Source organism: Natronomonas marina (genome assembly GCF_024298905.1).
Classification (GTDB): Archaea; Halobacteriota; Halobacteria; order Halobacteriales; family Haloarculaceae; genus Natronomonas; species Natronomonas marina.
On sequence record NZ_CP101154.1, the window covers coordinates 3,351,461 to 3,375,078 of the forward strand.

29 protein-coding genes are annotated in these 23,618 nt (G+C 70.0%); 17 read left to right on the forward strand and 12 right to left on the reverse strand.

Annotation, left to right across the window (positions count from 1 at the left end; all coding sequences use genetic code 11):
• Window positions 1–22: 22 nt before the first annotated feature.
• Window positions 23–244 (reverse strand): DUF7533 family protein, encoded by a 222-nt coding sequence (locus tag NLF94_RS17435; protein ID WP_254838912.1) that lies wholly within the window; start codon window positions 242–244, stop codon window positions 23–25.
• Window positions 245–247: 3 nt separating this feature from the next.
• On the reverse strand, window positions 248–484 hold the full coding sequence (locus tag NLF94_RS17440) for a DUF7533 family protein (protein WP_254838913.1): 237 nt from the start codon (window positions 482–484) through the stop codon (window positions 248–250).
• A 244-nt stretch (window positions 485–728) separates the two neighbouring features.
• Here NLF94_RS17440 and NLF94_RS17445 point away from each other — a divergent pair, with 244 nt between their 5' ends.
• Window positions 729–1,331 (forward strand): riboflavin synthase, encoded by a 603-nt coding sequence (locus tag NLF94_RS17445; protein WP_254838914.1) that lies wholly within the window; start codon window positions 729–731, stop codon window positions 1,329–1,331.
• 109 nt (window positions 1,332–1,440) lie between these two features.
• Here the strand turns inward: NLF94_RS17445 and NLF94_RS17450 are convergent, their stop codons facing one another.
• A complete protein-coding gene (locus NLF94_RS17450) occupies window positions 1,441–2,484 on the reverse strand; it encodes a PrsW family intramembrane metalloprotease (protein ID WP_254838915.1) in 1,044 nt (347 codons plus the stop codon).
• Window positions 2,485–2,595: 111 nt separating this feature from the next.
• On the opposite strand from NLF94_RS17450, the gene NLF94_RS17455 reads away from it, so the two are divergent.
• From NLF94_RS17455 to NLF94_RS17470, 4 genes are all read left to right on the forward strand, one after another.
• Window positions 2,596–2,970, forward strand: coding sequence for a DUF7532 family protein (locus NLF94_RS17455; RefSeq protein WP_254838916.1), 375 nt, complete (start codon window positions 2,596–2,598; stop codon window positions 2,968–2,970).
• Window positions 2,971–3,016: 46 nt separating this feature from the next.
• Window positions 3,017–4,429 carry a ribonuclease FAU-1 family protein gene (locus NLF94_RS17460; RefSeq protein ID WP_254838917.1) on the forward strand — a complete coding sequence of 471 codons (1,413 nt, stop codon included), beginning with the start codon at window positions 3,017–3,019 and terminating at the stop codon, window positions 4,427–4,429.
• Window positions 4,430–4,506: 77 nt separating this feature from the next.
• On the forward strand, window positions 4,507–4,752 hold the full coding sequence (locus NLF94_RS17465) for an AbrB/MazE/SpoVT family DNA-binding domain-containing protein (RefSeq protein ID WP_254838918.1): 246 nt from the start codon (window positions 4,507–4,509) through the stop codon (window positions 4,750–4,752).
• A complete protein-coding gene (locus NLF94_RS17470; RefSeq protein ID WP_254838919.1) occupies window positions 4,753–5,187 on the forward strand; it encodes a type II toxin-antitoxin system VapC family toxin in 435 nt (144 codons plus the stop codon).
• Window positions 5,188–5,239: 52 nt separating this feature from the next.
• Here NLF94_RS17470 and NLF94_RS17475 read toward each other — a convergent pair whose 3' ends face one another.
• Window positions 5,240–6,613 (reverse strand): LVIVD repeat-containing protein, encoded by a 1,374-nt coding sequence (locus NLF94_RS17475; RefSeq protein WP_254838920.1) that lies wholly within the window; start codon window positions 6,611–6,613, stop codon window positions 5,240–5,242.
• 79 nt (window positions 6,614–6,692) lie between these two features.
• On the opposite strand from NLF94_RS17475, the gene NLF94_RS17480 reads away from it, so the two are divergent.
• The 5 genes from NLF94_RS17480 to uvrA all read left to right on the forward strand — a co-directional run bounded on the left by NLF94_RS17480 (window position 6,693) and on the right by uvrA (window position 12,889).
• A complete protein-coding gene (locus tag NLF94_RS17480) occupies window positions 6,693–7,106 on the forward strand; it encodes an FUSC family protein (RefSeq protein WP_254838921.1) in 414 nt (137 codons plus the stop codon).
• Between the two features lie 24 nt (window positions 7,107–7,130).
• Window positions 7,131–7,868, forward strand: coding sequence for an SDR family NAD(P)-dependent oxidoreductase (locus tag NLF94_RS17485; protein WP_254838922.1), 738 nt, complete (start codon window positions 7,131–7,133; stop codon window positions 7,866–7,868).
• Between the two features lie 99 nt (window positions 7,869–7,967).
• Window positions 7,968–8,936, forward strand: coding sequence for a hypothetical protein (locus tag NLF94_RS17490; protein ID WP_254838923.1), 969 nt, complete (start codon window positions 7,968–7,970; stop codon window positions 8,934–8,936).
• Between the two features lie 104 nt (window positions 8,937–9,040).
• Entirely contained in the window at window positions 9,041–9,883 is an 843-nt protein-coding gene (locus NLF94_RS17495) for a hypothetical protein (RefSeq protein ID WP_254838924.1), read from the forward strand.
• Window positions 9,884–9,949: 66 nt separating this feature from the next.
• Entirely contained in the window at window positions 9,950–12,889 is a 2,940-nt protein-coding gene (gene uvrA / locus NLF94_RS17500) for an excinuclease ABC subunit UvrA (protein ID WP_254838925.1), read from the forward strand.
• Between the two features lie 39 nt (window positions 12,890–12,928).
• Here uvrA and NLF94_RS17505 read toward each other — a convergent pair whose 3' ends face one another.
• Window positions 12,929–13,972, reverse strand: a complete 1,044-nt coding sequence (locus tag NLF94_RS17505) for a lysylphosphatidylglycerol synthase transmembrane domain-containing protein (RefSeq protein WP_254838926.1) — start codon at window positions 13,970–13,972, stop codon at window positions 12,929–12,931.
• A 70-nt stretch (window positions 13,973–14,042) separates the two neighbouring features.
• Between NLF94_RS17505 and NLF94_RS17510 the strand changes: the two genes are divergently transcribed.
• Window positions 14,043–14,711 (forward strand): TMEM198/TM7SF3 family protein, encoded by a 669-nt coding sequence (locus NLF94_RS17510; protein ID WP_254838927.1) that lies wholly within the window; start codon window positions 14,043–14,045, stop codon window positions 14,709–14,711.
• 59 nt (window positions 14,712–14,770) lie between these two features.
• Here NLF94_RS17510 and NLF94_RS17515 read toward each other — a convergent pair whose 3' ends face one another.
• Window positions 14,771–14,938, reverse strand: coding sequence for a DUF1931 domain-containing protein (locus tag NLF94_RS17515; RefSeq protein WP_254838928.1), 168 nt, complete (start codon window positions 14,936–14,938; stop codon window positions 14,771–14,773).
• 259 nt (window positions 14,939–15,197) lie between these two features.
• On the opposite strand from NLF94_RS17515, the gene larB reads away from it, so the two are divergent.
• From larB to NLF94_RS17540, 6 genes are all read left to right on the forward strand, one after another.
• The gene (gene larB / locus NLF94_RS17520) at window positions 15,198–15,965 is read left to right on the forward strand and encodes a nickel pincer cofactor biosynthesis protein LarB (RefSeq protein ID WP_254838929.1); all 768 of its coding nucleotides are present in this window, start codon (window positions 15,198–15,200) and stop codon (window positions 15,963–15,965) included.
• Between the two features lie 75 nt (window positions 15,966–16,040).
• Window positions 16,041–16,187 (forward strand): DUF7563 family protein, encoded by a 147-nt coding sequence (locus tag NLF94_RS21090; protein ID WP_434085371.1) that lies wholly within the window; start codon window positions 16,041–16,043, stop codon window positions 16,185–16,187.
• A gap of 59 nt (window positions 16,188–16,246) precedes the next feature.
• Window positions 16,247–16,501, forward strand: a complete 255-nt coding sequence (locus NLF94_RS17525) for a GIY-YIG nuclease family protein (RefSeq protein WP_254838930.1) — start codon at window positions 16,247–16,249, stop codon at window positions 16,499–16,501.
• Between the two features lie 59 nt (window positions 16,502–16,560).
• Window positions 16,561–17,016, forward strand: coding sequence for a peroxiredoxin (locus NLF94_RS17530; RefSeq protein ID WP_254838931.1), 456 nt, complete (start codon window positions 16,561–16,563; stop codon window positions 17,014–17,016).
• 51 nt (window positions 17,017–17,067) lie between these two features.
• Window positions 17,068–17,514, forward strand: coding sequence for a peroxiredoxin (locus NLF94_RS17535; RefSeq protein ID WP_254838932.1), 447 nt, complete (start codon window positions 17,068–17,070; stop codon window positions 17,512–17,514).
• A gap of 71 nt (window positions 17,515–17,585) precedes the next feature.
• Window positions 17,586–17,738 (forward strand): hypothetical protein, encoded by a 153-nt coding sequence (locus NLF94_RS17540; RefSeq protein ID WP_254838933.1) that lies wholly within the window; start codon window positions 17,586–17,588, stop codon window positions 17,736–17,738.
• Window positions 17,739–17,750: 12 nt separating this feature from the next.
• Here NLF94_RS17540 and NLF94_RS17545 read toward each other — a convergent pair whose 3' ends face one another.
• The 6 genes from NLF94_RS17545 to NLF94_RS17570 form a co-directional block, all read right to left on the reverse strand.
• The gene (locus NLF94_RS17545; RefSeq protein ID WP_254838934.1) at window positions 17,751–18,104 is read right to left on the reverse strand and encodes a hypothetical protein; all 354 of its coding nucleotides are present in this window, start codon (window positions 18,102–18,104) and stop codon (window positions 17,751–17,753) included.
• 243 nt (window positions 18,105–18,347) lie between these two features.
• Window positions 18,348–18,776, reverse strand: coding sequence for a type II toxin-antitoxin system VapC family toxin (locus NLF94_RS17550; protein ID WP_254838935.1), 429 nt, complete (start codon window positions 18,774–18,776; stop codon window positions 18,348–18,350).
• Window positions 18,773–19,024 carry an AbrB/MazE/SpoVT family DNA-binding domain-containing protein gene (locus tag NLF94_RS17555; protein WP_254838936.1) on the reverse strand — a complete coding sequence of 84 codons (252 nt, stop codon included), beginning with the start codon at window positions 19,022–19,024 and terminating at the stop codon, window positions 18,773–18,775. Before NLF94_RS17555 ends, NLF94_RS17550 begins: the two co-directional genes overlap by 4 nt.
• A gap of 75 nt (window positions 19,025–19,099) precedes the next feature.
• Window positions 19,100–21,742 carry a leucine--tRNA ligase gene (gene leuS / locus NLF94_RS17560; RefSeq protein WP_254838937.1) on the reverse strand — a complete coding sequence of 881 codons (2,643 nt, stop codon included), beginning with the start codon at window positions 21,740–21,742 and terminating at the stop codon, window positions 19,100–19,102.
• Between the two features lie 132 nt (window positions 21,743–21,874).
• A complete protein-coding gene (locus NLF94_RS17565) occupies window positions 21,875–22,417 on the reverse strand; it encodes a fasciclin domain-containing protein (RefSeq protein WP_254838938.1) in 543 nt (180 codons plus the stop codon).
• Between the two features lie 168 nt (window positions 22,418–22,585).
• Window positions 22,586–23,575: an ornithine cyclodeaminase family protein gene (locus NLF94_RS17570; protein ID WP_254838939.1), complete on the reverse strand. Its 990-nt coding sequence runs from the start codon at window positions 23,573–23,575 to the stop codon at window positions 22,586–22,588.
• Window positions 23,576–23,618 lie beyond the last annotated feature (43 nt).

Sequence of the window (23,618 nt, forward strand, 5' to 3'; positions counted from 1 at the left end):
CGGAATGTTCCACGCGACCCGGCTACCGCAGGGTCCGCAGCCGCCGTAGCCGCCCTATCGTCCGGTCGGTCAGCCGCGTGTAGACGTACTCGCTGACGCCGACGAGTCCGAGCGCCGTCGCGAGGAAGAAGGCTCCCAGCAGAAAGCGCCCCTCCAGGGCGTTGAACAGGCCGACGAGTCCGACCGGCGCGGCGACGACGAGCGTCCCGAGCAGTTGCAGCGACCGGACGATGCCGAGCGCCACCGCTCACTCGCCCTCCGGGTCGTCGTCGGCGCCCGACTGGAGCCAGCCCAGCGCCTTTCCGCCGACGATGTCCACCGGGTCCGGCCGGTAGACCATGCCGACGAGCAGGCCGGCGGCGACGGCCAGAAAGCCCACGCCAGCCAGCGTCCGCCCGCCGACGAGGAACTCGACGCCCAGCAGACCGATGGGCGCGGCCAGCGCCGCCGCGCCGAACAGCGCCAGCGTGTCGAGGACGTTCATACCCGGACATCGTCGTCGGAGCCCAAAAGCCCGCCGTTCGCTCGTCCCCGTCTTCGCGCGGGTACTGTCCGCCCGGCGACTCGCGGCTCCACTCGTCGCCGCTCGTCCATCCGAGTCCCCTCACTCCCCTCGGCGACTCGCGGCTCGATACCTCTCCGCTCGTCCATCGAGTCGCCTCGCTCCCCTCGGCGACTCGCGACTCGCGTCACGACACCCTTTCGACCCCCCCGGCCGTAGACGCGGTATGTTCACCGGCATCGTCGAGGAGACCGGCGAGGTCACGTTCGTCGAGGACGGACCCGAGGGGCGCCGCATCGGGGTCGCCGCGTCGTTCGCTCCCGACCTCGAACACGGACAGAGCATCTCGGTCAGCGGCGCCTGCCTGACCGTCGAGGCGGTCGAGACCGGCGACGGGGGCGGCACCTTCGAGCTGTTCTGCTCGGAGGAGACGCTGGAACGTACCTACCTCGACGGCGTGACGGCCGGCGACGCGGTCAACCTCGAGCGTGCGCTGCCCGCCGACGGCCGCTTCGACGGCCACTTCGTACAGGGCCACGTCGACGGCGTCGCCGAGGTGACCGGAATCGAGCGCCTCGGCGACGACTGGGTGTTCGGCTTCTCGCTGCCCGACGACCTCGCCCGCTACGTCGTCGAGAAGGGTTCGGTCGGCGTCGACGGCATCTCGCTGACCGTCGCAGACCTCGACGAGGGCGAGTTCACCGTCGCCATCATCCCCGCGACCTACGAGTTGACGACGCTGTCGGAGAAGTCGGTCGGCGACCCGGTCCACCTGGAGGTCGACGTGGTCGCAAAGTACGTCGAGAGCCTCACCGAGGGCTACCGCTGAGGGACATACTGCCGGCTGTAACTATCTAAACCAGTGGTGGCGAGACCCCAACAGAACGGCTACTGTCGAACGTCACGAAACGGCCGTCACGTAATTACAGCCGGCAGTATCAGTCGGCGTCGAACTCGGTCCGGTCGGGGGCCATCTCCTCGGGATTCTCGACGTCGTCGTGGACCCGCTTGTAGGTCCGGCGGTAGCGCTGCAGCTTCCGGTAGAGGATGTAGAGGAACAGGCCGGCGTAGACGACGACGAACCCGAAGAACAGCACGAGCGTCGGGACGCCGGGGACGACGAGACTGACCAGCCCCGGGACGATGCCGACCAGGGTGTTGTAGGTGGCGTGGATGAAGGCGGCGATGATGAGCCCCTTGATGATGATTGGAACCGCGTTGTCGCGGTTGAACTTCGCCAGCCCGAGGTAGTAGCCCGCGAAGGCGGAGTAGATGACGTGGCCCGGTCCCGCGAGGCTGCGGACGGCGGTGATCTGACCGCCGGCCTCGACGGCCTCGGAGAACTGCGCGAGGAAGTCCACGGCCATCGTGGTGATGACCGCGCCGGATCCCTGGAGGTTCTGGGTGATGTAGAGGACGTTCTCGATTGTCGCAAAGCCGAGTCCGGCGACGGCGCCGTAGACCGCGCCGTCGATGACCGAGTCGAAGCGGTCGTCGCGGTAGGCGTACAGCCGGACGGCGAGCATCTTCACGAACTCCTCGCCGGGGCCGACGACGAGGTAGTAGTAGAGGACGACGCCGAGGAGGCCTGCACCCTGGAGGCCGCTGAGCCTCGTGTTGACGACGGCGGCGAAGCCGGCGAACAGTATCGAGAGCACGAACGTCGCCGCCATCAGCGTCGCCGGTTCGTCGGTCGTGATGTCGGTCCGGTAGACGTACAGCGCCAGCAGGCCCGCCGGGACCACCGACAGCACGACCAACCCGAGGACGAACGGGTTGTCGATGATGATGGCGCCGGCGCCGCCCACGAGGAACGCGAGGAAGATGACGGCCCCGAGGACGTAGACGGTCCACCGCAGGAGCCGAACTCCGCCGCGATGGATGTTCACCGCCAGCCTGTCCAGCGCCGTCCGGGGCTCCCACGAGGCGACGTCGTAGAGGTCCTCGGACTCGTTCGCGCGGGCCTCGACCGGGTCTTCCATACCGTCACCAGACGCGGCAACGCCCTAACAGTTGTGACAGGGGCGCCGGCCGGAACCGACGCGACGCCCGGAAGTCGGGACGCTTTCGGTCCCTCGCCTCCAACGGCGGGTATGCACTTCGACCAGCGAACACAGCGGGCCCTCCGTGAGTTCGGCCTCTCGACGCCCGAAATACGCGAGATTTCGGCGGCCGTCGTCGAGGCGACCGCCGAGGCCGCCGCCGAACTGGAGGCGTTCTTCGAGGGCCGCGAGACCGTCTACTCCGACATGGAGAAGGCCCACTCGGCCGCCGAGTTCCCCGAACACGACCTGGAGTACGTCGACCTCTACACCCACGGCGCCGACCTCCGCGGGTACGTCAAGTTCGACGGCTGGGGCGCCTACGTCGAGGACGGCCGCGTCCTCGACGGGGACATCGTCGAGTTGACGCTGGGACCGACCGTCGGGGACCGCGTCCGCTTCGCCGCCGACCGCCAGCACCTATGACCCGTCCGCGACCGCGCGCGACCGGCCGCTGGCCGGGGGAGCGCCGATGAACGTCCGCGTCCGGGGCATCTACACCACGGCCCTGACGGAGTTGCTCGGCGCCGACCACGAGGTGGTCCAGGCGTCGCCGCCCATCCGCGAGCGGTTCGACCGCGCCTTCGAGGTCGCGCCGGCGGACGCGACCGTTCGGACGACCGACGACCGGCAGGGCGTCGGCGTCGCGGGCGACCCCGAGGCCGTCGGAACCCTCCGGGAGCGCCTCCGGGCGGTCGGCCGGGACGCCTTCGCCTGGCCGAACCCCGCACCGCGCGGGGCGGTGTTCTACGGCACCGTCACCGAGACGCTCGGTTCCGGCGCGCTGGTCGACCTGGGGCGCGTCGACGACCGCTCCGTCGAGGGATTTCTCCCCTACGACCGCGTCGAGGGCTACGTCGAGGAGGGCGACGACTACCGCGTCCAGGTCGCCTCGCCGGAACCGCCGTGGAGCGACGCCCGGCCGTCGCTGGCGACGGACCTCCGGGTGCCGGGCGGCCTGGTCGAACTCCGCCGCGGCGACGGCCGCGCGGGCGGGGAGACGGCCCGGATGGCCGATCTCCTGCCCGTCGACCCGCCGGAGGGGTGGGCGCCGCGGTGGGCGCGGGCAGCCGACGACGCCTCCCTCGACGCGATGGCGGCGGCGCTGGAACGGGCCGGCGACCGCGCCGAGGAACTGATGGCCGCGGTCGCCAACGCCGACGGCGAGGAGCCGGGGCGGGTCGTCGCACCGCAGGCCGGCGCCTGGGTCTGGTTCGGCCGCGAGTCCCGCTTCGAACTCGACGCCGTCCGCGAGCGGGTCACGACCACGATGCCCGGTCACCACCGGGTCAAGGCGGGCGCCGACGGCGCCAGCACCGCCGTCGACTTCGCCGAGGCGGTCCGCGGACCCACCGACGGCGACGCCGAGTGGACCGACGACGGGTTCCCCTTCGGGGCCGTCGCCGGGCAGTTCGGACCCCGAGAGGGCGGGTCCGTCGCCATCGCTCACGGCAAGCCGAGCGGCCGGACCATCACGCTCGGGCGCGGCGAGGTGGTGGAGCGGGACGACGAGGACGGCTCCGTCACCGTCGAGCGGGAGATGTCGGCGGGCGGCACCTACGACGCCCTCGACATCGAGCGGCGCGAGGGCGACGTCGCACGGACGACGTTCGTCGAGGGCCGGTGGTGGTACGCGACGGTCTACGAGGGCGAGGAGGGCCAGCGGCGCGGCACCTACGTCAACGTCTGTACGCCCGTGGAGGTGTTCCCCGACCGCGTGAAGTACGTCGACCTGCACGTCGACGTGGTGAAACTGCCCGACGGCGAGATTCGGCGGGTCGACGACGACGAACTCGACGCCGCCGTCGACGAGGGACTGGTGACCGAACCGCTCGCCGAGCGCGCCCGCGAGGTGGCCGTCTCCATCGAGAACGCGCTCCAGTGACGGCTCTTTCGTTCCGTCGACACGAGTAGTGTTGCCGCACACTACGGTTTATGTGGCGCCAGTTCCTACGCCCGTCCATGAGCAGCGAGGGCGTCGACGCCGAGAGCAAGGTGTCGGGGAACCAGGCGAACATCCCGGCACACATCCGTCGGGAACTCGACATCGACGACGGCGACCGACTCCGCTGGCACGTCGAGGACGACGGGACGATCCGCGTGCGGGTCCTCCAGCAGCGCAGCGGCACGTTCGACGAGTTCGGCGGCTACGACGGGGACCGGACGACGGCGGTCGAGGACGAACACGATGGGTGGGGCGTCGAGTAGATGCCGCGAGCGGTCGTCGATACGACGGTGCTCTTCGCGGCGGCGTACCGCCGCGACGGCGCCCACGACCGGGCCCTCCCCATCCTCCGGGGCATCGACACCGCGGCGCTCCCGGAAGCGGTCGTTCTCGATTACGTACTCGCGGAGACGCTGAACGGCCTGACGACACACGCGGGCCACGAGGCCACGGCCGACTTCCTCGACCGGGTGGAGGAGAACGCCCGGTTCCACGTCGACGGCCTGACGAGCGACGCGTTCGCCACGGCCAAGGCGCTGTTCCGGCGGTACGAACGGTTCTCGTTCGTCGACGCCTGTATCGTCGCGTACATGCAGGCGGAGGGGCTCGGGTACCTCTACTCGCTGGACGACGATTTCGACGCCGCCGAGGACGTCTACCGTCTCGACACACCCACCAACCCCTACCAGCCGGAGTGAGGAACGGACACCGGCGTTCGGTCCCCGCCGGGCACGCTCGACGCTCCGGGAATCAGTCCTGCAAGCGTCGCCACAGCGCCGCCGCTCCGAGGCCCGCGCCGGCCGCCAGCGCGCCGAACCCGGCGCCCGACCCGTCGGTGGTGTCGGTCCCCCCGTCGGTCGCGGGTGGATCGGTCGCGGACGGCGTCGGCGTCGACGATGCCACCGTCGGGAACGTGTAGATGGCCGCGCCCTCCTCGGGGTCCCCCGTCGAGAAGTCCCGCCAGCTACTGGCGACGACGTGGTCGCCCGCGCCCTGGGCCGTCCAGAAGTCCGTCGTCGGCGTGTCCCGCCAGTGGGCCAACTCGCGCGGCTTGCGGGGGTCGGAGACGTCGTGTACCTTCACGCCGCCGCGGTACCAGGCCGTGTAGAGGCGGTCGCCGACGTAGTCGAAGTTGTGGGAGGTGGTCCAGACGCCGCCGAACGTCGGGTCGGGGGTGGGCGGCGCCTCGATGCGCGAGAGCCGTTCTTCGGCCTCCCGGTCCCACAGTTCGACGCCGCCGAGGGCCGCTGAGGTGGCGTCGGCCTCGGTCGCCCACGCCTCCTCGTTGAGTGCGAGAAGCGGGCCGTCGGCGCCCCCCCGCGGGACGGCGAAGTGGTCGTTGCCGGGCAAGGAGTATAGCGCCGCCCGCCGTTCCGACTGCGAGTCGATGTCGGCCAGCGTCTCGATGTCGCGTCCCCGGAGCTGGACCAGCGGCGTCGGGTTCGACGGGTCGGAGACGTCGACGAGCCACGTCCCCGCCTCCCAGTAGGAGCAGTAGGCGACGCCGTCGGCGACGGTGACGTCGTGAATCTGCCGGAGGCTCGGGTGTACCTCCGCCCACCGCTCGTCGGCGTCGAGGACGGACCACCGGCTCAGTTCCTCGCCGCTCTCGACGTCAACGCAGACCAGCGGGTTCCGGTCGCCGTCGTTGCCGCAGAGGTACAGCGTCTCGCCGTCGGTGTCGAGGTTGTGGTGGAAGAAGTCGGTCTCGTGGGCGAGGACCCGCTGGGGGTCGGCCGGGTCGCTGACGTCGAAGACGACGGCGGCGTAGGGGACGCCATCCAGCGGTTCACCGGGGGCGCCGAGCGCGTAGTAGTCGCCGCCGAGTTTGCCGTCGAAGACGTCGACCAGCGGCCCGTCGGGATGCTCCGCCAGGAGGTCACGGCGCTCGGCCAGGAGCGTCGGGTCGGCCGGGTCGGCGGTGTCGACCACCGCGAAGCCGTCGGTCGTCGCCACGTAGGAGATGTCGCCGTCGGCGACGAGTTCCTTCGCGCCGGGCAGGGTGAGTCGACCGAGCGGTTCGAACGAGTCGTCGGCGTCGGTCGCCGTCTGTGCGCCCGCTCGCCCGGCCGAGAGCGCCAGCACCGTCGCACCACCGGCACGGAGGAGGTCCCGTCGTCGCATTGCCCCGCCTACGGCACCGCGACGCCTATCCGTTTCGGCTGCCGGAGAGGCTAAGTATCGGTAAATGTTACCATAACACATGGATGAATCGAGCCTCACGGAGACGGAACTGTCAGCCATCCACCGGGTCGAACTCGGCATCGAGTGGCTCCACCGGGCCCACGGGCAACTCGTTGCCTTCCACCACGAGACGGGTCACGCGATGGACCACCTGGCTGCGGCGGAGGAACTGTTCCGGGAGAGCGGCCACGACGGCCTCGCCGACCGGCTCCGGGACGACCTGTTGCCGCGGGGCGTCGTCCCCCGCGAGGAGGGGCCCGGCCGGTGGACCTACGAACTGCTGGAGGCCTTCGAGGCGGACCTCTACGCCGACGCGCGGACGTTCGAGGCGGCGGCCCGCGACGCCGTGACCGACGGGCGACGGCACGCCGCCGAGCGCCGCCAGCAGGCCGAGTGGCGGGCCCGCGCCGCCGATGGCGAGGCCAACTGGTAAGGCCCGCCCGTCCGGAGTCGGCGTATGATCGAGCCGGACTGTGAGGGCCGGGTCGCGCTCGTGACCGGGAGCGCGGGCGGCATCGGGCGGGCGTTCCTGCTGGGGCTGGCCGACGCCGGCGCCGACGTGGCCGTCCACTACAATACCAGCGACGCGGCCGCCGAGGCGACCGCCGAGACGGCCCGCGAGCGGGGCGTCGACGCCGTCACCGTCGGCGCGGACCTGACCGACCCCGGGGCCGTCGAGGCGTGCTTCGAGGAAATCGAGGCCGAACTGGGGTCCGTCGACGTCCTCGTCAACAACGTCGGCGACTTCGCGCCGGAGTACTGGAGCGATATCGACCTCGAAACCTGGCACCGCGTCATCGAGACGAACCTGACGACGACGATGCTGTGCTCGAAGCGCGCGCTGGGACCGATGCGCGAGGCCGGGTGGGGCCGCATCGTCAACGTCGGCTACGCCTCGGCTGGACGGGCCTACGTCTCCGCGAAGAACTTCCCGTACTTCGTCGCCAAGACGGGCGTCGTCATGTTCACCCGGATGCTCGCCGCCGAGACGCAGGACGACGGCGTGACGGTCAACGCCGTCTCGCCGTACGTCGTCGAGACGAGCGACGAGTTCCCCGAGGAGGCGCCGCGTGGCCGGTGGGCCGAGCCGTCCGACCTCCTGCAGGCACTGCTGTTCTTCGTCGACGAGGACTCCGCATACGTCAGCGGCGAGAACGTCGAAATCGACGGCGGGTGGCTCCCCGAGTCAGTCTGAGGCGGCCACGGATCGCCGGCCGGCACCGAGAACCGACAGTCCGGGGTGGTAACCGCACGTAGTTTCATGTGTCCGGGGGCGAACTACCCCCACACCCGAATGTTGCCGACGAACGACGGCGCCGACCGCGGACAGCTGCTCGTCATCATCGGACTGCTGCTGGGACTGGCGTTCGTCGCACTCGCGCTCGTTCTCAACGCGGCCATCTTCACCGAGAACTTCGCCACCAGAGAAGTGACCGACTCCGAACGATCCACCGCCTACACCTCGGGGATGGAAGCCGCCATCGAGGGCGCCTACGACCGGACGAACGACAACGCGACCCGGAAGGCGGTCCACGCGACGGCGACCTTCGACGAGAGCCTCCGGACGTGGGTCGACTCGCAGGCCGACGCGGCGGCAGAACGGGGGGCCGTCTTCGAGGCCGACTGGACCACCCACGACGGCTGGCGGCTCCGGCAGGACGCCGACGGCTCGTTCGCGCCGGACGACGACGCCGACGCGACTGACTGGACCGTCGCCGACGACGCGCACAACGTCTCGGCGTTCGAGTTGAGCGTGACGCGGGACGACCTCTACGAGGGCGCCGACACTGCAGCCTTCCACGTATACGTCTCCGACGGAACGACGGACTGGGAGCTGTACATCCACCAGTCGGGGTCCGACATCGTCGTCTCGCAGGGCGATCCCGCGACCGCCTCCGAGCAGTGCGCACGGACGACCGCCCGTGCGGTCGTCGACCTCCGTAACCACACCTTCGACGGGACGAACTGCGACGCGCTCGAGATTCCGGGAACTATCGAGGGTCCCGTCGAGATCGGATACGGGAACGTCCAGAGTTCGGCCGGCGACGAGCGCGTCGTCGGCACCTACACGCTCGTCGTCAACGGCACCGGCGCCATCGAGACGAACGGCTCGAACTACCCGGAGCGGTTCAACGTCGCCGGCAAGGTACCCCCGACGGCGACCGCGATCGTCTACGCCGTCGAGTACGACACCCACTACGAGCGTGACGACATCGTCTACGACCGCGAGGGCCGGTACGCGCCCCGGGAGGAGGCGCGCTAGAACCGCCGAGAGCCGGCAGTCGGTCGCCCCGTCCGCCCCTCGAAAGCAGTTTATACCCGCGCCCGGAAGGACCGCCAACGTCGACGCCGGATCGACACCCACCGATGTACAGGACAGCAGCCACCCTCGCGGCGGTCGCGCTCCTCGCAGCGACGGCAGCAGCGGCTCCAGCGGGCGGCTACGCCGTCGCCGTCGACGGCGCGACGACCGAAATCCCGACGCAGTCGGTATCCATCGGCGGAGAGACCTACGCCGTCGACCGGGTGGCCCTGCGCGAGCGCAACGGCACGGTCTCCGTCGAGGCCACCGGCCCGCCGGGTGAAGGATACGACGTCAACCTCTACGATTCGGCGGGCGACGTGCGCCGATCCTCGCGGAAGAGCGGCGGCGACACGACGACGACGTTCGACCTCGGCGTCGCCCCGGGGACCTACGCGGTCGTGGTCTACGACGGCGACATAGAGGCCCTCGCCGCGGTGGTCGTCGCCGGCTACGAGGTCGACCTCCAGACCCCCGACGCCGCCGAGACCGGCGACGCAATCGGGGCGACCGTCGAGTTGAACCGGACGGCCGGCGGGACCGTCGAGCGCGTCGAGGTCGTCCTCGCCGGCGAGCAGACCGTTCGGGTCCCCGCCGAACCGACCGGCGAGACGACCTACGAGGCGACTCTCCCCCTGGACGGGCTGCCGGCCGGGAGCTACGACGCCCGCGGGGTCGTCTTCGGGGCCGACACCTTCGGGAACGGCGAAAACGAGATACTCGGCCTCGGGCCGGGACGGACGCTGACCGTCGAGGGCCACGACGCCGCCCACTACGCCGAATCCGACGGGACCGTCGGCTCGTCGGGCCTCCGGGCGGCGGTCGACGACTGGCGGACCGGCGAGACGACCACGGCCGTCCTGCGGGACGTCGTCGACTACTGGCGGACCGGCGACCCCGTCGGCTGACCCCGTCGCCGGGGACGACGGCCGCAACCGACAGGGTTTCACTCCGCCGGTCCGTTCCCGGATTCAATGACCGACGACATCGTCGTCCGTGGTGCCTCCGAGCACAACCTCGAGGACATCGACGTGTCCATCCCCCGCGAGGAGTTCACCGTCGTCACCGGCCTCTCGGGGTCGGGCAAGTCCTCGCTGGCCTTCGAGACCGTCTACGCCGAGGGTCAGCGCCGCTACATCGAGTCGCTCAGCGCCTACGCGCGGAACTTCCTCGGCCAGATGGACAAACCGCAGGTCGAGAACGTCGAGGGACTGTCACCCGCCATCTCCATCGACCAGAAGAACGCCGCCAACAACCCCCGCTCGACGGTCGGTACCGTCACCGAACTCCACGACTACCTCCGCCTGCTGTACGCGCGAGTCGGCACCCCCCACTGCCCGGAGTGCGGCCGCGAGGTCGGCGAGCAGAGCGCCCAGCAGATGGTTCGACGGCTGCTGGAGCTACCGGAAGGAACGCGGGCGAAGCTGTGTGCGCCCGTCGTCCGCGACCAGAAGGGCGCCTTCGAGGACCTCTTCGAGGAACTCCTCGGCGAGGGCTACGCCCGCGTCGAGGTCGACGGCGAGGAGTTCGACCTGGCGACCGAGACGCCGGACCTCGACGAGAACTACGACCACACTATCGACGTGGTCGTCGACCGGGTGAAACTGCGGGAGTCGGACCGCTCGCGCATCACCGACTCCGTCGAGACCGCCCTCGGGGAGGCCGACGGCGTGCTGAAGGTCGTCCTCCCCGACCCGCCGGCGGACGCCGAGGTCGGCACCGAGGCACGCTCGACGGGCGACCTGGCTGGCGACGAGGACGACCGCGGGGTCGTCGAGTTCTCCGAGGAACTGGCCTGCACCCACTGCGGCATCGACCTGCCGGAGATCGAGACCCGGTCGTTCTCGTTCAACTCCCCGCACGGCGCCTGCCCGGAGTGTGAGGGTATCGGCGAGACCAAGGAGGTCGACGAGGACCTCGTCGTCAGAGACCGCTCGAAGCCCATCAAGGACGTCTTCGAGGCCTGGAGCTACAACCGGTCGTACTATCGGACGCGGCTCGACTCGGTGGCCGAACACTTCGGCGTGAGCGTCGAGACGCCCTTCGAGGAACTGGACGCCGACGTACAGGAGGCGTTCCTCTACGGTACCGACGGACAGGTCGTCTTCGAGCGGCAGACCAAGAACGGTACCCGGCGCAAGGAGAAGCGGTTCGAGGGAGTCATCCCGAACCTCGAGCGGCGGTACGTCGAGACGGACTCCGAAGGGACGCGGGACCACATCGAGAACTACATGGCGACGACGACCTGTCCGGCCTGCGACGGGACGCGCCTCAAGCCCGAGTCGCGGGCGGTGCTGGTCGCCGACACCGCCATCACCGAGGTCAACCGGATGTCCATCGGCGACGCGCTCGAGCACTTCGAGGGGCTGGACGCCGACCTCGACGACCGCGAGCGGACCATCGCCGAGGAGATACTGAAGGAGATACGCGCCCGCCTCGGCTTCATGGAGGAGGTCGGCCTGGAGTACCTGACGCTGGACCGGGAGGCCTCGACGCTGTCGGGCGGCGAGAGCCAGCGCATCCGCCTCGCCACGCAGGTCGGCTCCGGGCTGGTCGGCGTGCTGTACGTGCTGGACGAGCCCTCCATCGGCCTCCACCAGCGGGACAACGACAAGCTGCTGGACACCCTGGAGGGACTGCGCGACCTGGGCAACACCCTCCTCGTGGTCGAACACGACGAGGAGACGATGTGGCGGGCCGACAACGTCATCGACATGGGTCCCGGTCCCGGCAAGCGCGGCGGCGAGGTCGTCGTCAACGGCGACGTCGAGGACGTGATGGCCGCCGACGGCTCCGTGACGGGCGACTACCTCGCGGGCAGGCGGGCGATTCCGGTGCCCGAAAGGCGTCGGGAGGGCGACGGCCACCTCACCGTCCGGGGCGCCCGCCAGCACAACCTGAAGGACGTCGACGTCGAGTTCCCGCTGGGCTGCTTTACGGCGATTACGGGTGTCTCGGGATCGGGGAAGTCGACGCTGTTGCACGAGATCCTCTACAAGGGGCTGGTGCGGCGGATGAACGACACCGACGTCTACCCCGGGGAGCACGACGACATCGAGGGTGTCGACGACGTCGAGACGGTCCGGCTCATCGACCAGTCGCCCATCGGCCGGACGCCCCGCTCGAACCCGGCGACCTACACCGGCGTCTTCGACCACATCCGGGAGCTGTTCGCCGAGACGAAACTGGCCAAGCGGCGCGGCTACGAGAAGGGCCGCTTCTCGTTCAATGTCAAGGGCGGCCGGTGTGAGTCCTGCGGCGGCCAGGGGACCGTCAAGATCGACATGAACTTCCTCAGCGACGTCTACGTCCCCTGCGAGGAGTGCGACGGCGCCCGCTACAACGACGAGACGCTCGAAGTGACCTACAAGGACGCCACCATCTCGGACGTCCTCGATATGGAGGTCGACGAGGCCCACGAGTTCTTCGAGGGCCACTCGGGCATCCGGCGGCGCCTGAAACTGCTGAAGGACGTCGGCCTGGGCTACATGCGGCTGGGCCAGCCGTCGACGACGCTGTCCGGCGGGGAGGCCCAGCGCGTGAAACTGGCCGAGGAACTCGGCAAGCAGGACTCCGGGGACGCGCTGTATCTGCTGGACGAGCCGACGACCGGCCTGCACAGCGAGGACGAGCGGAAGCTCATCGACGTACTGCACCGGCTGGTCGACGACGGTAACACGGTCGTCGTCGTCGAGCACGAACTCGACCTGGTGAAGAACGCCGACCACATCGTCGACCTCGGGCCGGAGGGCGGCGAGGGGGGCGGCGAGGTGGTCGCCGCGGGCACGCCCGAGGCGATTGCGGCGGTCGACGACTCCCACACCGGCCGCTACCTGCGCGACCTGTTGCCGGGCGTCGACCTCGAGGGACCGCGGAGCGGACGGGCGCGACGGCCGGCCGCGGGCGACGACTGATTGGGGCTCGAACGCTCCGCGGCGGTGGAGGACCTGCGACTACTCATCGAGGGCCTCGACCACGGGCTCGCCCGCCGGGCCCCGCGGCACGGTCGCGGTCATCGTCGCCGCGACGCCGCCGAACAGCACCAGCAGCCAGTAGCCGGCCAGCCGGTACAGGAGGACGGCCGCGGCCGCCGCGGCGGGGTCGACGCCCGCCAGCAGGACCATGCCGCCTGTCATCCCGACCTCGTAGCCGCCGAGGCCGCCCGGCAGCGGGACGACGGTCGCCAGACCGCCGGCCGGGACGAGCACGAACGCGACGCCGACACCGATGTCGACGCCGACGGCCAGCGCACACAGGTACAGCGGCGCGGCGTAGAGGACCCAGGCCGTCGACGTCAGCGCGACGGCCGTGGCGACGGCCGTACGGTCGGCACCGACGTGGTCCACCGTGCGGTAGTACCGCGCCACGCCCGCGTCGACGGTCTCGGGCGTCGTCGCACGGCGGACGCGGTCCGAGAGCCGCCCGACGCTCGCCGCGACGACGCGCGCCGTCCCGCGGGCGAGTCGCCCGACGAACGCCCGGCGGTAGAGGACGATCGCGGCGACGGCGACCGTGCCGGCGACCAGGATGGCGGCGAGCGTCACCAGCAGGCCGCCGTCGGCGCCGCCGGCCCGGGAGGCGACGAGCGCGACGCCGAGGACGGTCAGGCCGACCGACGTGAAAAGCGAGACGGCCTCCCCGACGGTGCTGACCGCGATGGCGCGGTCGTAGCCCAGCGCGGTCGCGCGGTCGTAGGCGTAGGCGACGACGGCCGGCCCGCCGACGTGGCCCAGCGGCACGACCTGCTTGACGAAGGTGCTCGTGCCGTAGGTACCGAGGCCCTCGCCGACCGACAGGTCCGCGCCCGCCGCGCCGAACAGTCGGCGATACGCCTCGCTCCGGCAGACGAGCGCCACCAGCACCGAGGGGAAGCCGACGGCGAACAGAAGCGGGTCCGCACCGACGACGAGGCGGGCGACCTCCTGTGGGTCGACCGCAAGCAGGAACGCCCCGAGGACGACCGCCGCCGCGAGGAGTCCGAGGATGGTGCGGGCCATGGCGCTACCGAGGGGCAGGGGAAAGATAAACCTCACCGGATTTATGTCGTCCGTCGACGACGCTCGGTCCATGGTACTGGCAGACGCCGGACTCGTGCTCGCCGGGATCGTGTTGGTGTTCTTCGGCGCCGCACTCTCCGTGTACGCGGTCGCGCTCGTCGGCTTTCTCATCGGCGCTGGCGGCGCCTACGTCGTCGCGCCGACGGTACTCGGGGCGGTCGGGTCGAGCGGATTCGTCAGTCTCGCCGTCGCAGTCGCCGTCGGCGGCCTCCTCGGCGCGGCGCTCGCATACGTCGCACTCTCCGTTGCGACGTCCGTGCCCGCCTTCGTCGTCGGCGCCTACCTCGGTCTCTACGTCGTGACGCCGCTTTTCACCGGCGGCGGCCCGATCCGGTATCTGGTGGCGGTTCTCGGCGGCATCGCGGGCGCAGTGGTCGGGTTCACGCTGACGAAGTTCGCCCTGATGTTCGTCACCTCCTTCGTCGGTGCGGCGCTGGCCTCGGGGTCGCTCTCGGCTGCGGCGTTGCGGACGGCCCGCGAGGGACCCACCCTCGAACCGCTGCTCTTCGACCCGCTTTCGACGACGCCGGTTCTCGGCGCCGAACTCCCGCTGTTCGGCGCGCTGTTCGGACTCGGTCTCCTCGCACAACTGGGACTGTTCCGCCTCGGCTGGGTGGCCCGGCTGGCGACGGTGCTGCCCGGCATCGGCGACGTCTTCGGCGAGGGCGAGCGCAGTTAGCGACGAGGGCGCCGCCGCTGGCCGGTCGGCACGCGAAAAGAAACGGGGACCGCTCGACCTTACAGGTCGCGCGGCTGGACGGTCTTTCGGTCGTTGGCCTCGGCACGCCGTGCGGCGTCCTCGAGGAGCTCCTCGACCTCGTCGTCGAGGGCGTCGTAGAAGTCGGAGGCGACGTTCATGTCATCGAGCGCTTCCTTCACAGCGGCTTTGACGATCAGGTCTGCCATACAGGCTGCGGTTGATTCGGGGCCCTTATATAATTTCTCGTTCTATCCCGGTATCGTCGCTTCTACCGGCCGTTTAGCCGTGACATACCGGGAGGAAAACGCACAGTATTCGCCGCGGTACAGTCTGGATACTTACATTTTTCGGCCGTTCGGTCGCGCACCCTCGCCTCGCGCCGCGCGGCTGTCGCTCGCGCGCGCTCGGGGCGAAGACGGGCACCTGATTCGACAGGTTGGTGGTCGCGGGCGCGAACTCGGAGGTATGCGCGAGATACTCGATTCGGTCGCGGAAGGGAAGCTGTCGCCCGCCGAGGCGGAGGCCGAACTCCGCGGTTACGCCCGGACGGAGGCGGGGCGGTTCGACGCCGCACGCGAGGCGCGTACCGGGATTCCCGAGGCGGTACTCGCCGCCGGCAAGACGCCCCGGGAGGTGGCCGCGATGACGGCCGGCGCCGTCGAGACGACGGGTCACGCCCTGGTCACCCGCGTCGACGACGACGACGTCGACGCCTGTCGGACCCGCCTCGCCGACGAGTTCCCCGACGCGGAACTGACCCGGAACGGCCGGGCGCGAACCCTCGTCGTCCACGGTCCCGACTACGAGCCGCCGGAGCTTTCGGCGACGGTGACCGTCGTGACGGCCGGCACCTCCGACGCCGCGGCCGCCGGGGAGGCAGCCGTCGTCGCGGGGGAGATGGGCGCGACCGTCGAGTTCGTCGACGACGTCGGCGTCGCCGGCATCGCCCGCGTGCTGGACCGTCTCGAGGAACTGCGGGCCGCCGACGTGCTGATCGTCGCCGCCGGCCGGGAGGGTGCCCTGCCGACGGTCGTCGCCGGCCTCGTCGACGTGCCGCTGGTCGGCCTGCCGGTGTCGACCGGCTACGGCCACGGCGGCGCGGGCGAGGCCGCCCTCGCCGGGATGTTGCAGTCCTGCACCCCTATCACCGTCGTCAACGTCGACGCCGGCTTCACCGCGGGCGCCCAGGCGGGCCTGGTTGCGCGGGCGGTCTCCGCGGCCCGCTCCGGGTGACGGGAGTGCCCCGGCCGAGGGGTATATGTGCGTAGAGGCCCTGTTAACGAGTGCCGACAGTAGTCGGCGGCCAGAATGCCCAGGTGTGACCACTGTGACGCGCACGTCTCGGACCGGTTTGCCCGGGTGTTCGCGGACGAGGGCGGGCAGGTTCACGCGTGTCCGAACTGCTCTGCGAACGCCGGCATCGCCGAGGTCTCGAGAAACCGCGCACACGAGTAACGGCCGTGCGGCCGTGGAACTGTGTTCCAATCACAGGGTGCCCTTCGGTCCGCTGTCCAATGTCTGGTAGTGACCACTACGTCTACGTCGTAGAGTGTGCCGACGGCACGCTGTACACCGGCTACACGTCCGACGTCGAGCGCCGCGTCGCCGAGCACGACGCCGGAGAGGGCGCGAAGTACACCCGCGGGCGGACGCCCGTCGAACTCGTCCACACCGAGTCCTTCGAGTCACAATCGGCCGCCATGCAGCGCGAGTACGAGATAAAACAGCTCTCGCGGGGCGAGAAGGAACGACTCGTCGACGGCTCCTGAGGGGGGCGGTTCGTGCCGCCTCCCGGCCGTTTTATCCCCGCTCCCGCCGACCTCCCGGTATGGCTCCGCTCGATCCCGGCGACCCCGCACCCGACGTCGAGGCGCCGAACCAGCACGGCGAATCCGTCAGTCCCGACTTCGAGGTCCCGACGGTGCTTTACTTCTACCCCGAGGACGACACGCCCGGCTGTTCGATGGAGGCCGACCAGTTCGCCCGCGAGGCCGACGCCTACGAGGACGCCGGCGTGGCCGTCTACGGCGTCTCCACCGACGGCGTCGACTCACACCGCGCGTTCGCCGACGCACGGGGTGTCGAGTTCGACCTGTTGGCCGACCCCGACGGCGAGGTCATCGACGCGTTCGGCGTCGAGCGCGACCCCCAGGGTCGTGCGAAACGCACGACGTTCGTCCTCGCGGACGGCGCGGTCCACCGCGTCTACACCGCCGTCGCCCCGGACGGCCACGCCCGCGACGTTCTCATGGACCTGCTGGACGACGGCCTCGTGTCGCTGTGAGCAGGTCGCCTCGAACACCGGATTGATGTGGCCGCCGCCCGCACGGCGCCCATGACACTCGATTCCGACACCCCGGCCCCGGACGTGACGGCGCGAAATCAGGACGGCGACGACGTGACCCCGGCGTTCGACGACCCGACGGTCGTCTACTTCTACCCCCGCGACGGGACGCCGGGGTGTACGCTGGAGGCCCGCGAGTTCGAGGCCGACATCGACTCCTTCCGCGAGGCGGGCGCGACCGTCTACGGCGTCTCGACCGACGAGGTCGACTCCCACCGCGAGTTCGTCGACGAGGAGGACCTCTCCTTCGACCTGCTGGCGGATCCCGACGGCGAGGTGGCGGCGGCCTTCGACGTCGACGTCCGGGACGACTTCACAGACCGCATCACCTTCGTGTTGGCCGACGGCGAGGTGAAGGCGGTCGTCGACGCCGACACCATGCAGCCGGATGGCCACGCCGCCGACGTGCTGGCGGCCGTGCAGCGACTCGACACGTAGTCGTGGGCGACGCGAACGGCCGGCGGCCGCCGGCAGGTACTTGCTCGTCGCCCCGCTAGGCCAGGGCTCACATGATCCCGCCGCTCGTCCGCCGGTGTCCCGACTGCGGGTACAGGGGATGGAGCCGCCGCTTTGCGGTCGTGACCGTCGACGGAACGAGACGCGTCGAGTGTCCCTCGTGTGGCCACCGCTTCGAACCGCTCGACCACCCCTGGCTGAACTGAGGCGGCGCGGTGTTACGGCCGGACGCGAGCCTCGATGCGGTCTGCCGCCCACTCGATTGCCGCCCGCCAGCCGTCCCGACGCTCGCCGCCGCGCTTCGGCGGGTCGACCTCCAGCGTCAGCGGCGCGTAGGCGACGCCGTCGACGGTCGCCGCGATCCGCTCGCCGACGAACTCGGCGTTCGCGCGCTTCGATGAGACGCCGCCCGACTGCAACTCGTAGTACCGGGTAAAAAGCTGGACGAGACGGACCTCCTCAGCCAGGTCGTCCTCGACGAGGTGCCGGAACAGCTTCACCGTGTTGTTCGACGGGTCCGCGCGTCGCCACTCGAGTTCGACCAGTACCAGCGGATCGCCATCGCCGGCCACGTCGACGGGCGTCCGGCCGACGTAGCGTTCGGTCGTCCACGCGTGGCTGTCGAGCCGGTCGGCCAGCGCGTCCCGGAGGTGCTCGGCGGCGTCGTCGGCGAAGGCGCCCGCGAGCTCGAGCTCACGGGCCGGCGACTAAAAAAGTAGGACGCGGCACCTGCGATAGCGAGACGGTCACGGGGTGATTCGTCGAGTTTCGACGAGAACGACACCGACGACCGGGTGGCGGTTCGTCCGAAGGCGTCAGGCGAACGGGTCGGCAGCGGTATCGAGACGGGTCACCTCGTCGACCGCGTCGAACCCGTCGTCGAACGAGTAGAGGTATTCGAGGTTCCGCCGGTCCATCGCGGCGGCGATTATGCCGTCGGTGAGCGAGAGGGACTGGTACCGACGGAACAGGGACCGACCGGCGTCGAAATCGCTCTTCCGGGTACGAGCTATCTCGAAGCCGTTGCTCTCGATGGTCGCGTCGAGCGTCCGAACCGCGGCGTCGTGCGTGCTCCTCGCCTGCAGGTAATTGAGCACCTCCTCGAGGACGGTGTCGAACACGTAGCCGGTCGGGAACGATCCCTCGTCGAACTCGCGGGTGATATCCCGTGCAGTCTCGTGGTTCTGATCCCGCGACAGCCGGGCGGCGATGAGCACGTTCGCGTCGACCACTGACCGGTTCATCGGGAGCCACCGGGGATCAGGTCGTGGTCCTCCGCCGCGTCGGTCTCCTCGCCGATGTCGACCGGTTCGAGTTCGGAGAACGCGCCGTACCGCCGGTCGACGACCTCGATGGAGAGGTTCCCATCCTCGTCGACGCGCCAGCGAAGCGTGTCACCCGCGTCGATGCCGGCCGCACGCCGGACGGCAGCCGGGACGGTGACCGAGTAGCTGTCGTTGACCGTCGTTTCGTCCTCGACTCGCTCCGACATGGGTCGTTCTACGGACCGTCTGCGGAAGTAATTTCCCCCGTAATTAGCCCCGTGTCCACGGGACGAGCCTCCTGTTCACTCCCGAATGTCGATGGCCGGCCGGCCGGGTTCGGCCCGCCCGGCCACGTCGTCGTCCGCCTCGGCGGCGGCCAGCACCCGGACCTCGGCGTCGAACTCGCGTTCGACCAGCCAGGCGGCCGACTGCAGCGCCGTGTACTCGGCGTCGGGTGCGAGCGCCTCCTGCAGCGCCTCGCGTTCGGCCTGCAGGTCCTTGCCGTAGTCGGCGGCGGCCTCGCCGTGGCGCTTGATGTCGTCATGCTGCATCAACTCGCCGACGAGGTTGTCGGCGTCGCTCTCGAGGGCGACGGTCAGCGCCTCGTACTTCCAGTCGGGCGTGACGACGATGTCGATGCGCTCGGGGTCGTCGATGCCGGCGACGTCGCTGATCTCGCGGACGTCCTCGCGGGTGTTCTCGACGAGGCGGCGGCGGCGCTCTGCGGTCTCGCGGTCGGCGTCCGTGCCCGGCCAGTCGGCCTCCGCGAGGAAGCCCCCGTGGCCGAGTTCGTCCCACAGTTCCTCACAGAGGTGCGGCGCGACGGGCGAGAGCAGCTTCAGCGCCGTCTCCAGGCCGCGCTCGAAGACCTCGGCGTCGACGGCGGTGTACTCGCCGTAGCCCCGCAGCGTGCCGACGAGGTCCTGTGCCTCCCGGATGGCCGTGTTGAACGTCAACTCGTCGTACTCCTCGGTGGCGACGGCGACGGCGGCCTCGGTTTCGCTTTCGACGTAGTCGGCGACGGAACCGGGGGAGTCGGCGGTTTCCAGTTCGCCGGCCGTGAACGCCTCGGTCGTCTCCTTCAGCCGCGTCAGGAAGGCGTACGCCGAGCGGACGCCCTCCTCGGTCCAGTCGAAGTCCCGCTCGGGTTGGGCGGCCTGCATCATGAACAGGCGGGCGGTGTCGGCGCCGTAGGACTCGACGATGGCCTGCGGCGAGACGACGTTGCCCTTCGACTTGGACATCTTCTCGCCCTCCAGTTGGACCATCCCCTGGGCCAGCAGGTTCGTGAACGGCTCGCGGTGGTCGAGCCCCTCGTGGTCGGCCAGCGTCTTCGTGACGAAGCGCGAATAGAGCAGGTGCATCACGGCGTGCTCGATGCCGCCGACGTACTGGTCGACGGGCATCCAGTCGTTGGCCCGCTCCAGATCGAACGGTGCCTCCTCGAGGTCCGGCGAGACGTACCGCAGGAAGTACCACGAGGAGTCGACGAAGGTGTCCATCGTGTCCGTCTCCCGCGTGGCGTCGGCGCCACAATCGGGACAGGTCGTCGCCTTCCACTCGTCGGCCTCGTCCAGCGGGTTGCCGGTCGTGTTGATGAACTCCGGCAGTTCGACCGGCAACTCGTCCTCGGGCACGAGGACGGGCCCACAGTCGTCGCAGTGGACGACCGGGATCGGGGTACCCCAGTAGCGCTGCCGGGAGATGCCCCAGTCGCGCAGGCGGTAGACCGTCTCGAAGGCGGCGCTGTCGATGTCCTCGGTCAGCCGCGTTCGGGCCTCGGCACTGGTCAGCCCGGAGTAGTCGCCGCTGTTCACGACGACGCCGTCCTCGGTGTATGCCGACGCCTCGACGTCCGGCACGGCCGAGTCCTCGTCGGGCGCGACGACCGGACGGATGGGCAGGCCCATCTTCTCGGCGAAGGCGTGGTCGCGGTCGTCGTGCGCGGGGACGCCGTACAGCGCGCCCGTCCCCACGTCCGACAGCACGAAGTCGGCCACGAAGACGGGGATCTCCTCGCCGGTGACGGGATTGGTCGCCGTCAAGCCCGTCTCGACGCCGTTCGGCTCGTCGCCCTCCGGGTCGGCCTCGTGGTGGAGGAACTCGTGGACGGCCTCGTCCTCGCGGGCCAACTGCTCGCTGACGGGGTGGTCAGGCGCCAGCGCGAAGAACGTCGCGCCGTGGATGGTGTCGAGACGGGTCGTGAACGCCTCGATGGGGCCGTGGCCCTCGACCGAAAACTCCACGCGACTCCCCTCCTGGCGGCCGATCCAGTTGCGCTGCATCTGCCGGACGGAGTCGGGCCACCCCTCCAGGTCGTCGATGTAGTCGACCAGTTCGTCGGCGTAGTCGGTTATCTTCAGGAACCACTGCTCCAGTTCCCGCTGCTCGACGGGCGTGTCACAGCGCCAGCAGAGTTCGGTCTCGCCCTCCACCTGCTCGTCGGCCAGCACCGTCTCGCAGGACGGACACCAGTTCACCTCGGCGTCGCGGCGCTCGGCGAGGTCCTCCTCGACGAACCGGCGGAACAGCCACTGGTTCCACCTGTAGTAGCGGGGGCGGCAGGTCGTCACCTCCCGGTCCCAGTCGTAGCCGAACCCCATCGACTGCATCTGTCCCTTCATCGTCTCGATGCAGTCGAAGGTCCAGTCGCGGGGGTTGGTGTCCCGTTCCTTGGCGGCGTTCTCGGCGGGCAGGCCGAAGGCGTCCCACCCCATCGGGTGCAGCACGTCGTCGCCGCGCATGCGGCGGAACCGCGCGTAGGCGTCCGTGATGGTGTAGTTACGGACGTGGCCCATGTGCAGTTCCCCCGACGGGTAGGGGTACATACCGAGGACGTAGGTCGGGCCCGAGACGTCGTCGGGCGTCCGATACACGGAGGCGTCGTCCCACGCCTCCTGCCAGCGTCGTTCGACCGACGTGTGGTCGTAGCCGTCGTCGTGCATGGAGTCAGTTGTCCGGACCCAGTGTCGGTTCGGCCCTTAAGCTTTCCATCCGACAGCCCCGGCTGTCGGACTCCCGACGGCGGTCGGCAGTCGCGGGCGTGGTGGGCGACGTCCGGTAGCCGGTCCCCGTCGCTACGGGCGCAACACGCCGGTGATGACGTGGACGACGCCGTTGGACGCCTTGATGTCGGTGGCCGCGATGGTGGCCTGACCGTCGTTCAGGGTCGTCCCGTCGGTGGAGACGCTGTCCCCGTTCAGCATCCCGACGTCGGCCGGATTGACCACCGACGGGGCGTACCGGCGCCCCCTGGTCACATGATACAGGAGGATGTTCTCGAGGCCGTCGAGTTCGAGGAGGTCGCCCACCTCGACGCCGCGTTCGTCGGCCAGCGCCTCGAAGGCCGCGTTCGTCGGCGCGAACACCGTGTACTGGCCGCCGCCGCCGTCCAGCACGTCGTCGAGACCCGTCGTCTCGAGTGCGGCCACCAGCGTGCTGAACCGGCCGTCGGACTCGGCGATTTCGAAGATGGTGTTCGGGGCGCTGGCACCCCGTCGCGGTCCGTTCGCTCCCCGACCGCGCCCGTTCGCGGCGGCGGTTCCGGCCCCCCCGACCGCCAGGAGCGCGCCCGCCGTTCCGATACGCCGCAGTAACTGCCGTCGTTGCTGGTCTGTCATCGTCCTCGAAGAACGGAACGGCGGTCGTACTCGTAGTAACTGGGCCGTTAACGACGGAGGGACCGCGGAAACGCGCCCGTAACCGGCGAAAACGGCCGAAAACAGGGTGGAGCCGGCGTCGCTCCGGTCGACGCGGTGGACGCCGACCCGGGTACCGTATCCCGACAGTTACCGAACCTCGGTATCCACGAGCGCGTATGGCGTCCCCTCGCCGTCCTCGTTCGCCCGCTCGTAGACGACGTGGGCGGTGGCGACGTCCTGGATGGCCAGCCCGGTCGAATCGAAGACGGTGACGCCGTCCTCGGGCGTTCGACCGGCTTTCGCGCCGGTCACGATTTCGCCCAACTCGCCGTAGAGGTCGCCGTCGTCCAGCAGGCCACGGCTCCAAGGGACGTTGATCTCGCCGGAGTGGGTACACTGCTCGTAGTCGTCGATGACGACTTTGGCGTCGAGCAGGATTTCGGGGTCGAGTTCCTGCTTGCCCTCGGCGTCGGCGCCCATCGCGTTGACGTGGGTGTGCTCGCCGACCGCGTCGACGATGGGCGAGCGGACGGGCGTGACCGTCGAGAGGACGTCACATCCGGCGGCCTCGGCGATGGAGCCGCCGCGGACGTCGAACTCCTCGGCGAAGCGGTCGACGAACGCCTCGACGGCCGACTGGCGCTTGTCGGCGACGACGACCTCCTCGATGTCCCGGACGACGCTTATGGCCTCCAGTTGCGTGTACGACTGGACGCCGGCGCCGACGATGCCCAGCGACGTGGCGTCCTCGACGGCGAGGTGGTCGGTGGCGACGGCGGCGGCCGCGCCGGTCCGCTGGCGGGTCAGCGTCGTCCCGTCCATGATGGCCAGCGGGAAGGCGTTCCGCGGGTTCGAGTAGATCATCGTCCCCATCACGGTCGGCAGGTCGTACCCCTCGGGGTTGTCGGTGTGGACGTTGACCCACTTGACGCCGGCGGCGTCCCACTCGTCGGCAGCCATGTAGGCGGGCATCGAGCGGAAGTCCCCGCTGTACTCGGGTAACTCGATGTAGGACTTGGCGGGCATCTGGACGTTCCCGTGCTGGTAGGCGGCGAATGCCTCCTCGACGGCGACGATTACCTCCTCCGTACGGGCGTTGTCGGCGACGTCCTCGGGGTCCAGCAGCAGCGTCTCCATGAGGCAAAATTTGCACGGGTCCCTACTTAGCTTCCCGCCTTTT

Excerpts from the sequence above, each read along its gene's own strand:
- NLF94_RS17440 (WP_254838913.1), bottom strand. The coding sequence starts at position 484 with ATGAACGTCCTCGACACGCTGGCGCTGTTCGGCGCGGCGGCGCTGGCC.
- NLF94_RS17445 (WP_254838914.1), top strand. The coding sequence starts at position 729 with ATGTTCACCGGCATCGTCGAGGAGACCGGCGAGGTCACGTTCGTCGAG.
- NLF94_RS17450 (WP_254838915.1), bottom strand. The coding sequence starts at position 2,484 with ATGGAAGACCCGGTCGAGGCCCGCGCGAACGAGTCCGAGGACCTCTAC.
- NLF94_RS17455 (WP_254838916.1), top strand. The coding sequence starts at position 2,596 with ATGCACTTCGACCAGCGAACACAGCGGGCCCTCCGTGAGTTCGGCCTC.
- NLF94_RS17460 (WP_254838917.1), top strand. The coding sequence starts at position 3,017 with ATGAACGTCCGCGTCCGGGGCATCTACACCACGGCCCTGACGGAGTTG.
- NLF94_RS17465 (WP_254838918.1), top strand. The coding sequence starts at position 4,507 with ATGAGCAGCGAGGGCGTCGACGCCGAGAGCAAGGTGTCGGGGAACCAG.
- NLF94_RS17470 (WP_254838919.1), top strand. The coding sequence starts at position 4,753 with ATGCCGCGAGCGGTCGTCGATACGACGGTGCTCTTCGCGGCGGCGTAC.
- NLF94_RS17475 (WP_254838920.1), bottom strand. The coding sequence starts at position 6,613 with ATGCGACGACGGGACCTCCTCCGTGCCGGTGGTGCGACGGTGCTGGCG.
- NLF94_RS17480 (WP_254838921.1), top strand. The coding sequence starts at position 6,693 with ATGGATGAATCGAGCCTCACGGAGACGGAACTGTCAGCCATCCACCGG.
- NLF94_RS17485 (WP_254838922.1), top strand. The coding sequence starts at position 7,131 with ATGATCGAGCCGGACTGTGAGGGCCGGGTCGCGCTCGTGACCGGGAGC.
- NLF94_RS17490 (WP_254838923.1), top strand. The coding sequence starts at position 7,968 with ATGTTGCCGACGAACGACGGCGCCGACCGCGGACAGCTGCTCGTCATC.
- NLF94_RS17495 (WP_254838924.1), top strand. The coding sequence starts at position 9,041 with ATGTACAGGACAGCAGCCACCCTCGCGGCGGTCGCGCTCCTCGCAGCG.
- uvrA (WP_254838925.1), top strand. The coding sequence starts at position 9,950 with ATGACCGACGACATCGTCGTCCGTGGTGCCTCCGAGCACAACCTCGAG.
- NLF94_RS17505 (WP_254838926.1), bottom strand. The coding sequence starts at position 13,972 with ATGGCCCGCACCATCCTCGGACTCCTCGCGGCGGCGGTCGTCCTCGGG.
- NLF94_RS17510 (WP_254838927.1), top strand. The coding sequence starts at position 14,043 with ATGGTACTGGCAGACGCCGGACTCGTGCTCGCCGGGATCGTGTTGGTG.
- NLF94_RS17515 (WP_254838928.1), bottom strand. The coding sequence starts at position 14,938 with ATGGCAGACCTGATCGTCAAAGCCGCTGTGAAGGAAGCGCTCGATGAC.
- larB (WP_254838929.1), top strand. The coding sequence starts at position 15,198 with ATGCGCGAGATACTCGATTCGGTCGCGGAAGGGAAGCTGTCGCCCGCC.
- NLF94_RS21090 (WP_434085371.1), top strand. The coding sequence starts at position 16,041 with ATGCCCAGGTGTGACCACTGTGACGCGCACGTCTCGGACCGGTTTGCC.
- NLF94_RS17525 (WP_254838930.1), top strand. The coding sequence starts at position 16,247 with ATGTCTGGTAGTGACCACTACGTCTACGTCGTAGAGTGTGCCGACGGC.
- NLF94_RS17530 (WP_254838931.1), top strand. The coding sequence starts at position 16,561 with ATGGCTCCGCTCGATCCCGGCGACCCCGCACCCGACGTCGAGGCGCCG.
- NLF94_RS17535 (WP_254838932.1), top strand. The coding sequence starts at position 17,068 with ATGACACTCGATTCCGACACCCCGGCCCCGGACGTGACGGCGCGAAAT.
- NLF94_RS17540 (WP_254838933.1), top strand. The coding sequence starts at position 17,586 with ATGATCCCGCCGCTCGTCCGCCGGTGTCCCGACTGCGGGTACAGGGGA.
- NLF94_RS17550 (WP_254838935.1), bottom strand. The coding sequence starts at position 18,776 with ATGAACCGGTCAGTGGTCGACGCGAACGTGCTCATCGCCGCCCGGCTG.
- NLF94_RS17555 (WP_254838936.1), bottom strand. The coding sequence starts at position 19,024 with ATGTCGGAGCGAGTCGAGGACGAAACGACGGTCAACGACAGCTACTCG.
- leuS (WP_254838937.1), bottom strand. The coding sequence starts at position 21,742 with ATGCACGACGACGGCTACGACCACACGTCGGTCGAACGACGCTGGCAG.
- NLF94_RS17565 (WP_254838938.1), bottom strand. The coding sequence starts at position 22,417 with ATGACAGACCAGCAACGACGGCAGTTACTGCGGCGTATCGGAACGGCG.
- NLF94_RS17570 (WP_254838939.1), bottom strand. The coding sequence starts at position 23,575 with ATGGAGACGCTGCTGCTGGACCCCGAGGACGTCGCCGACAACGCCCGT.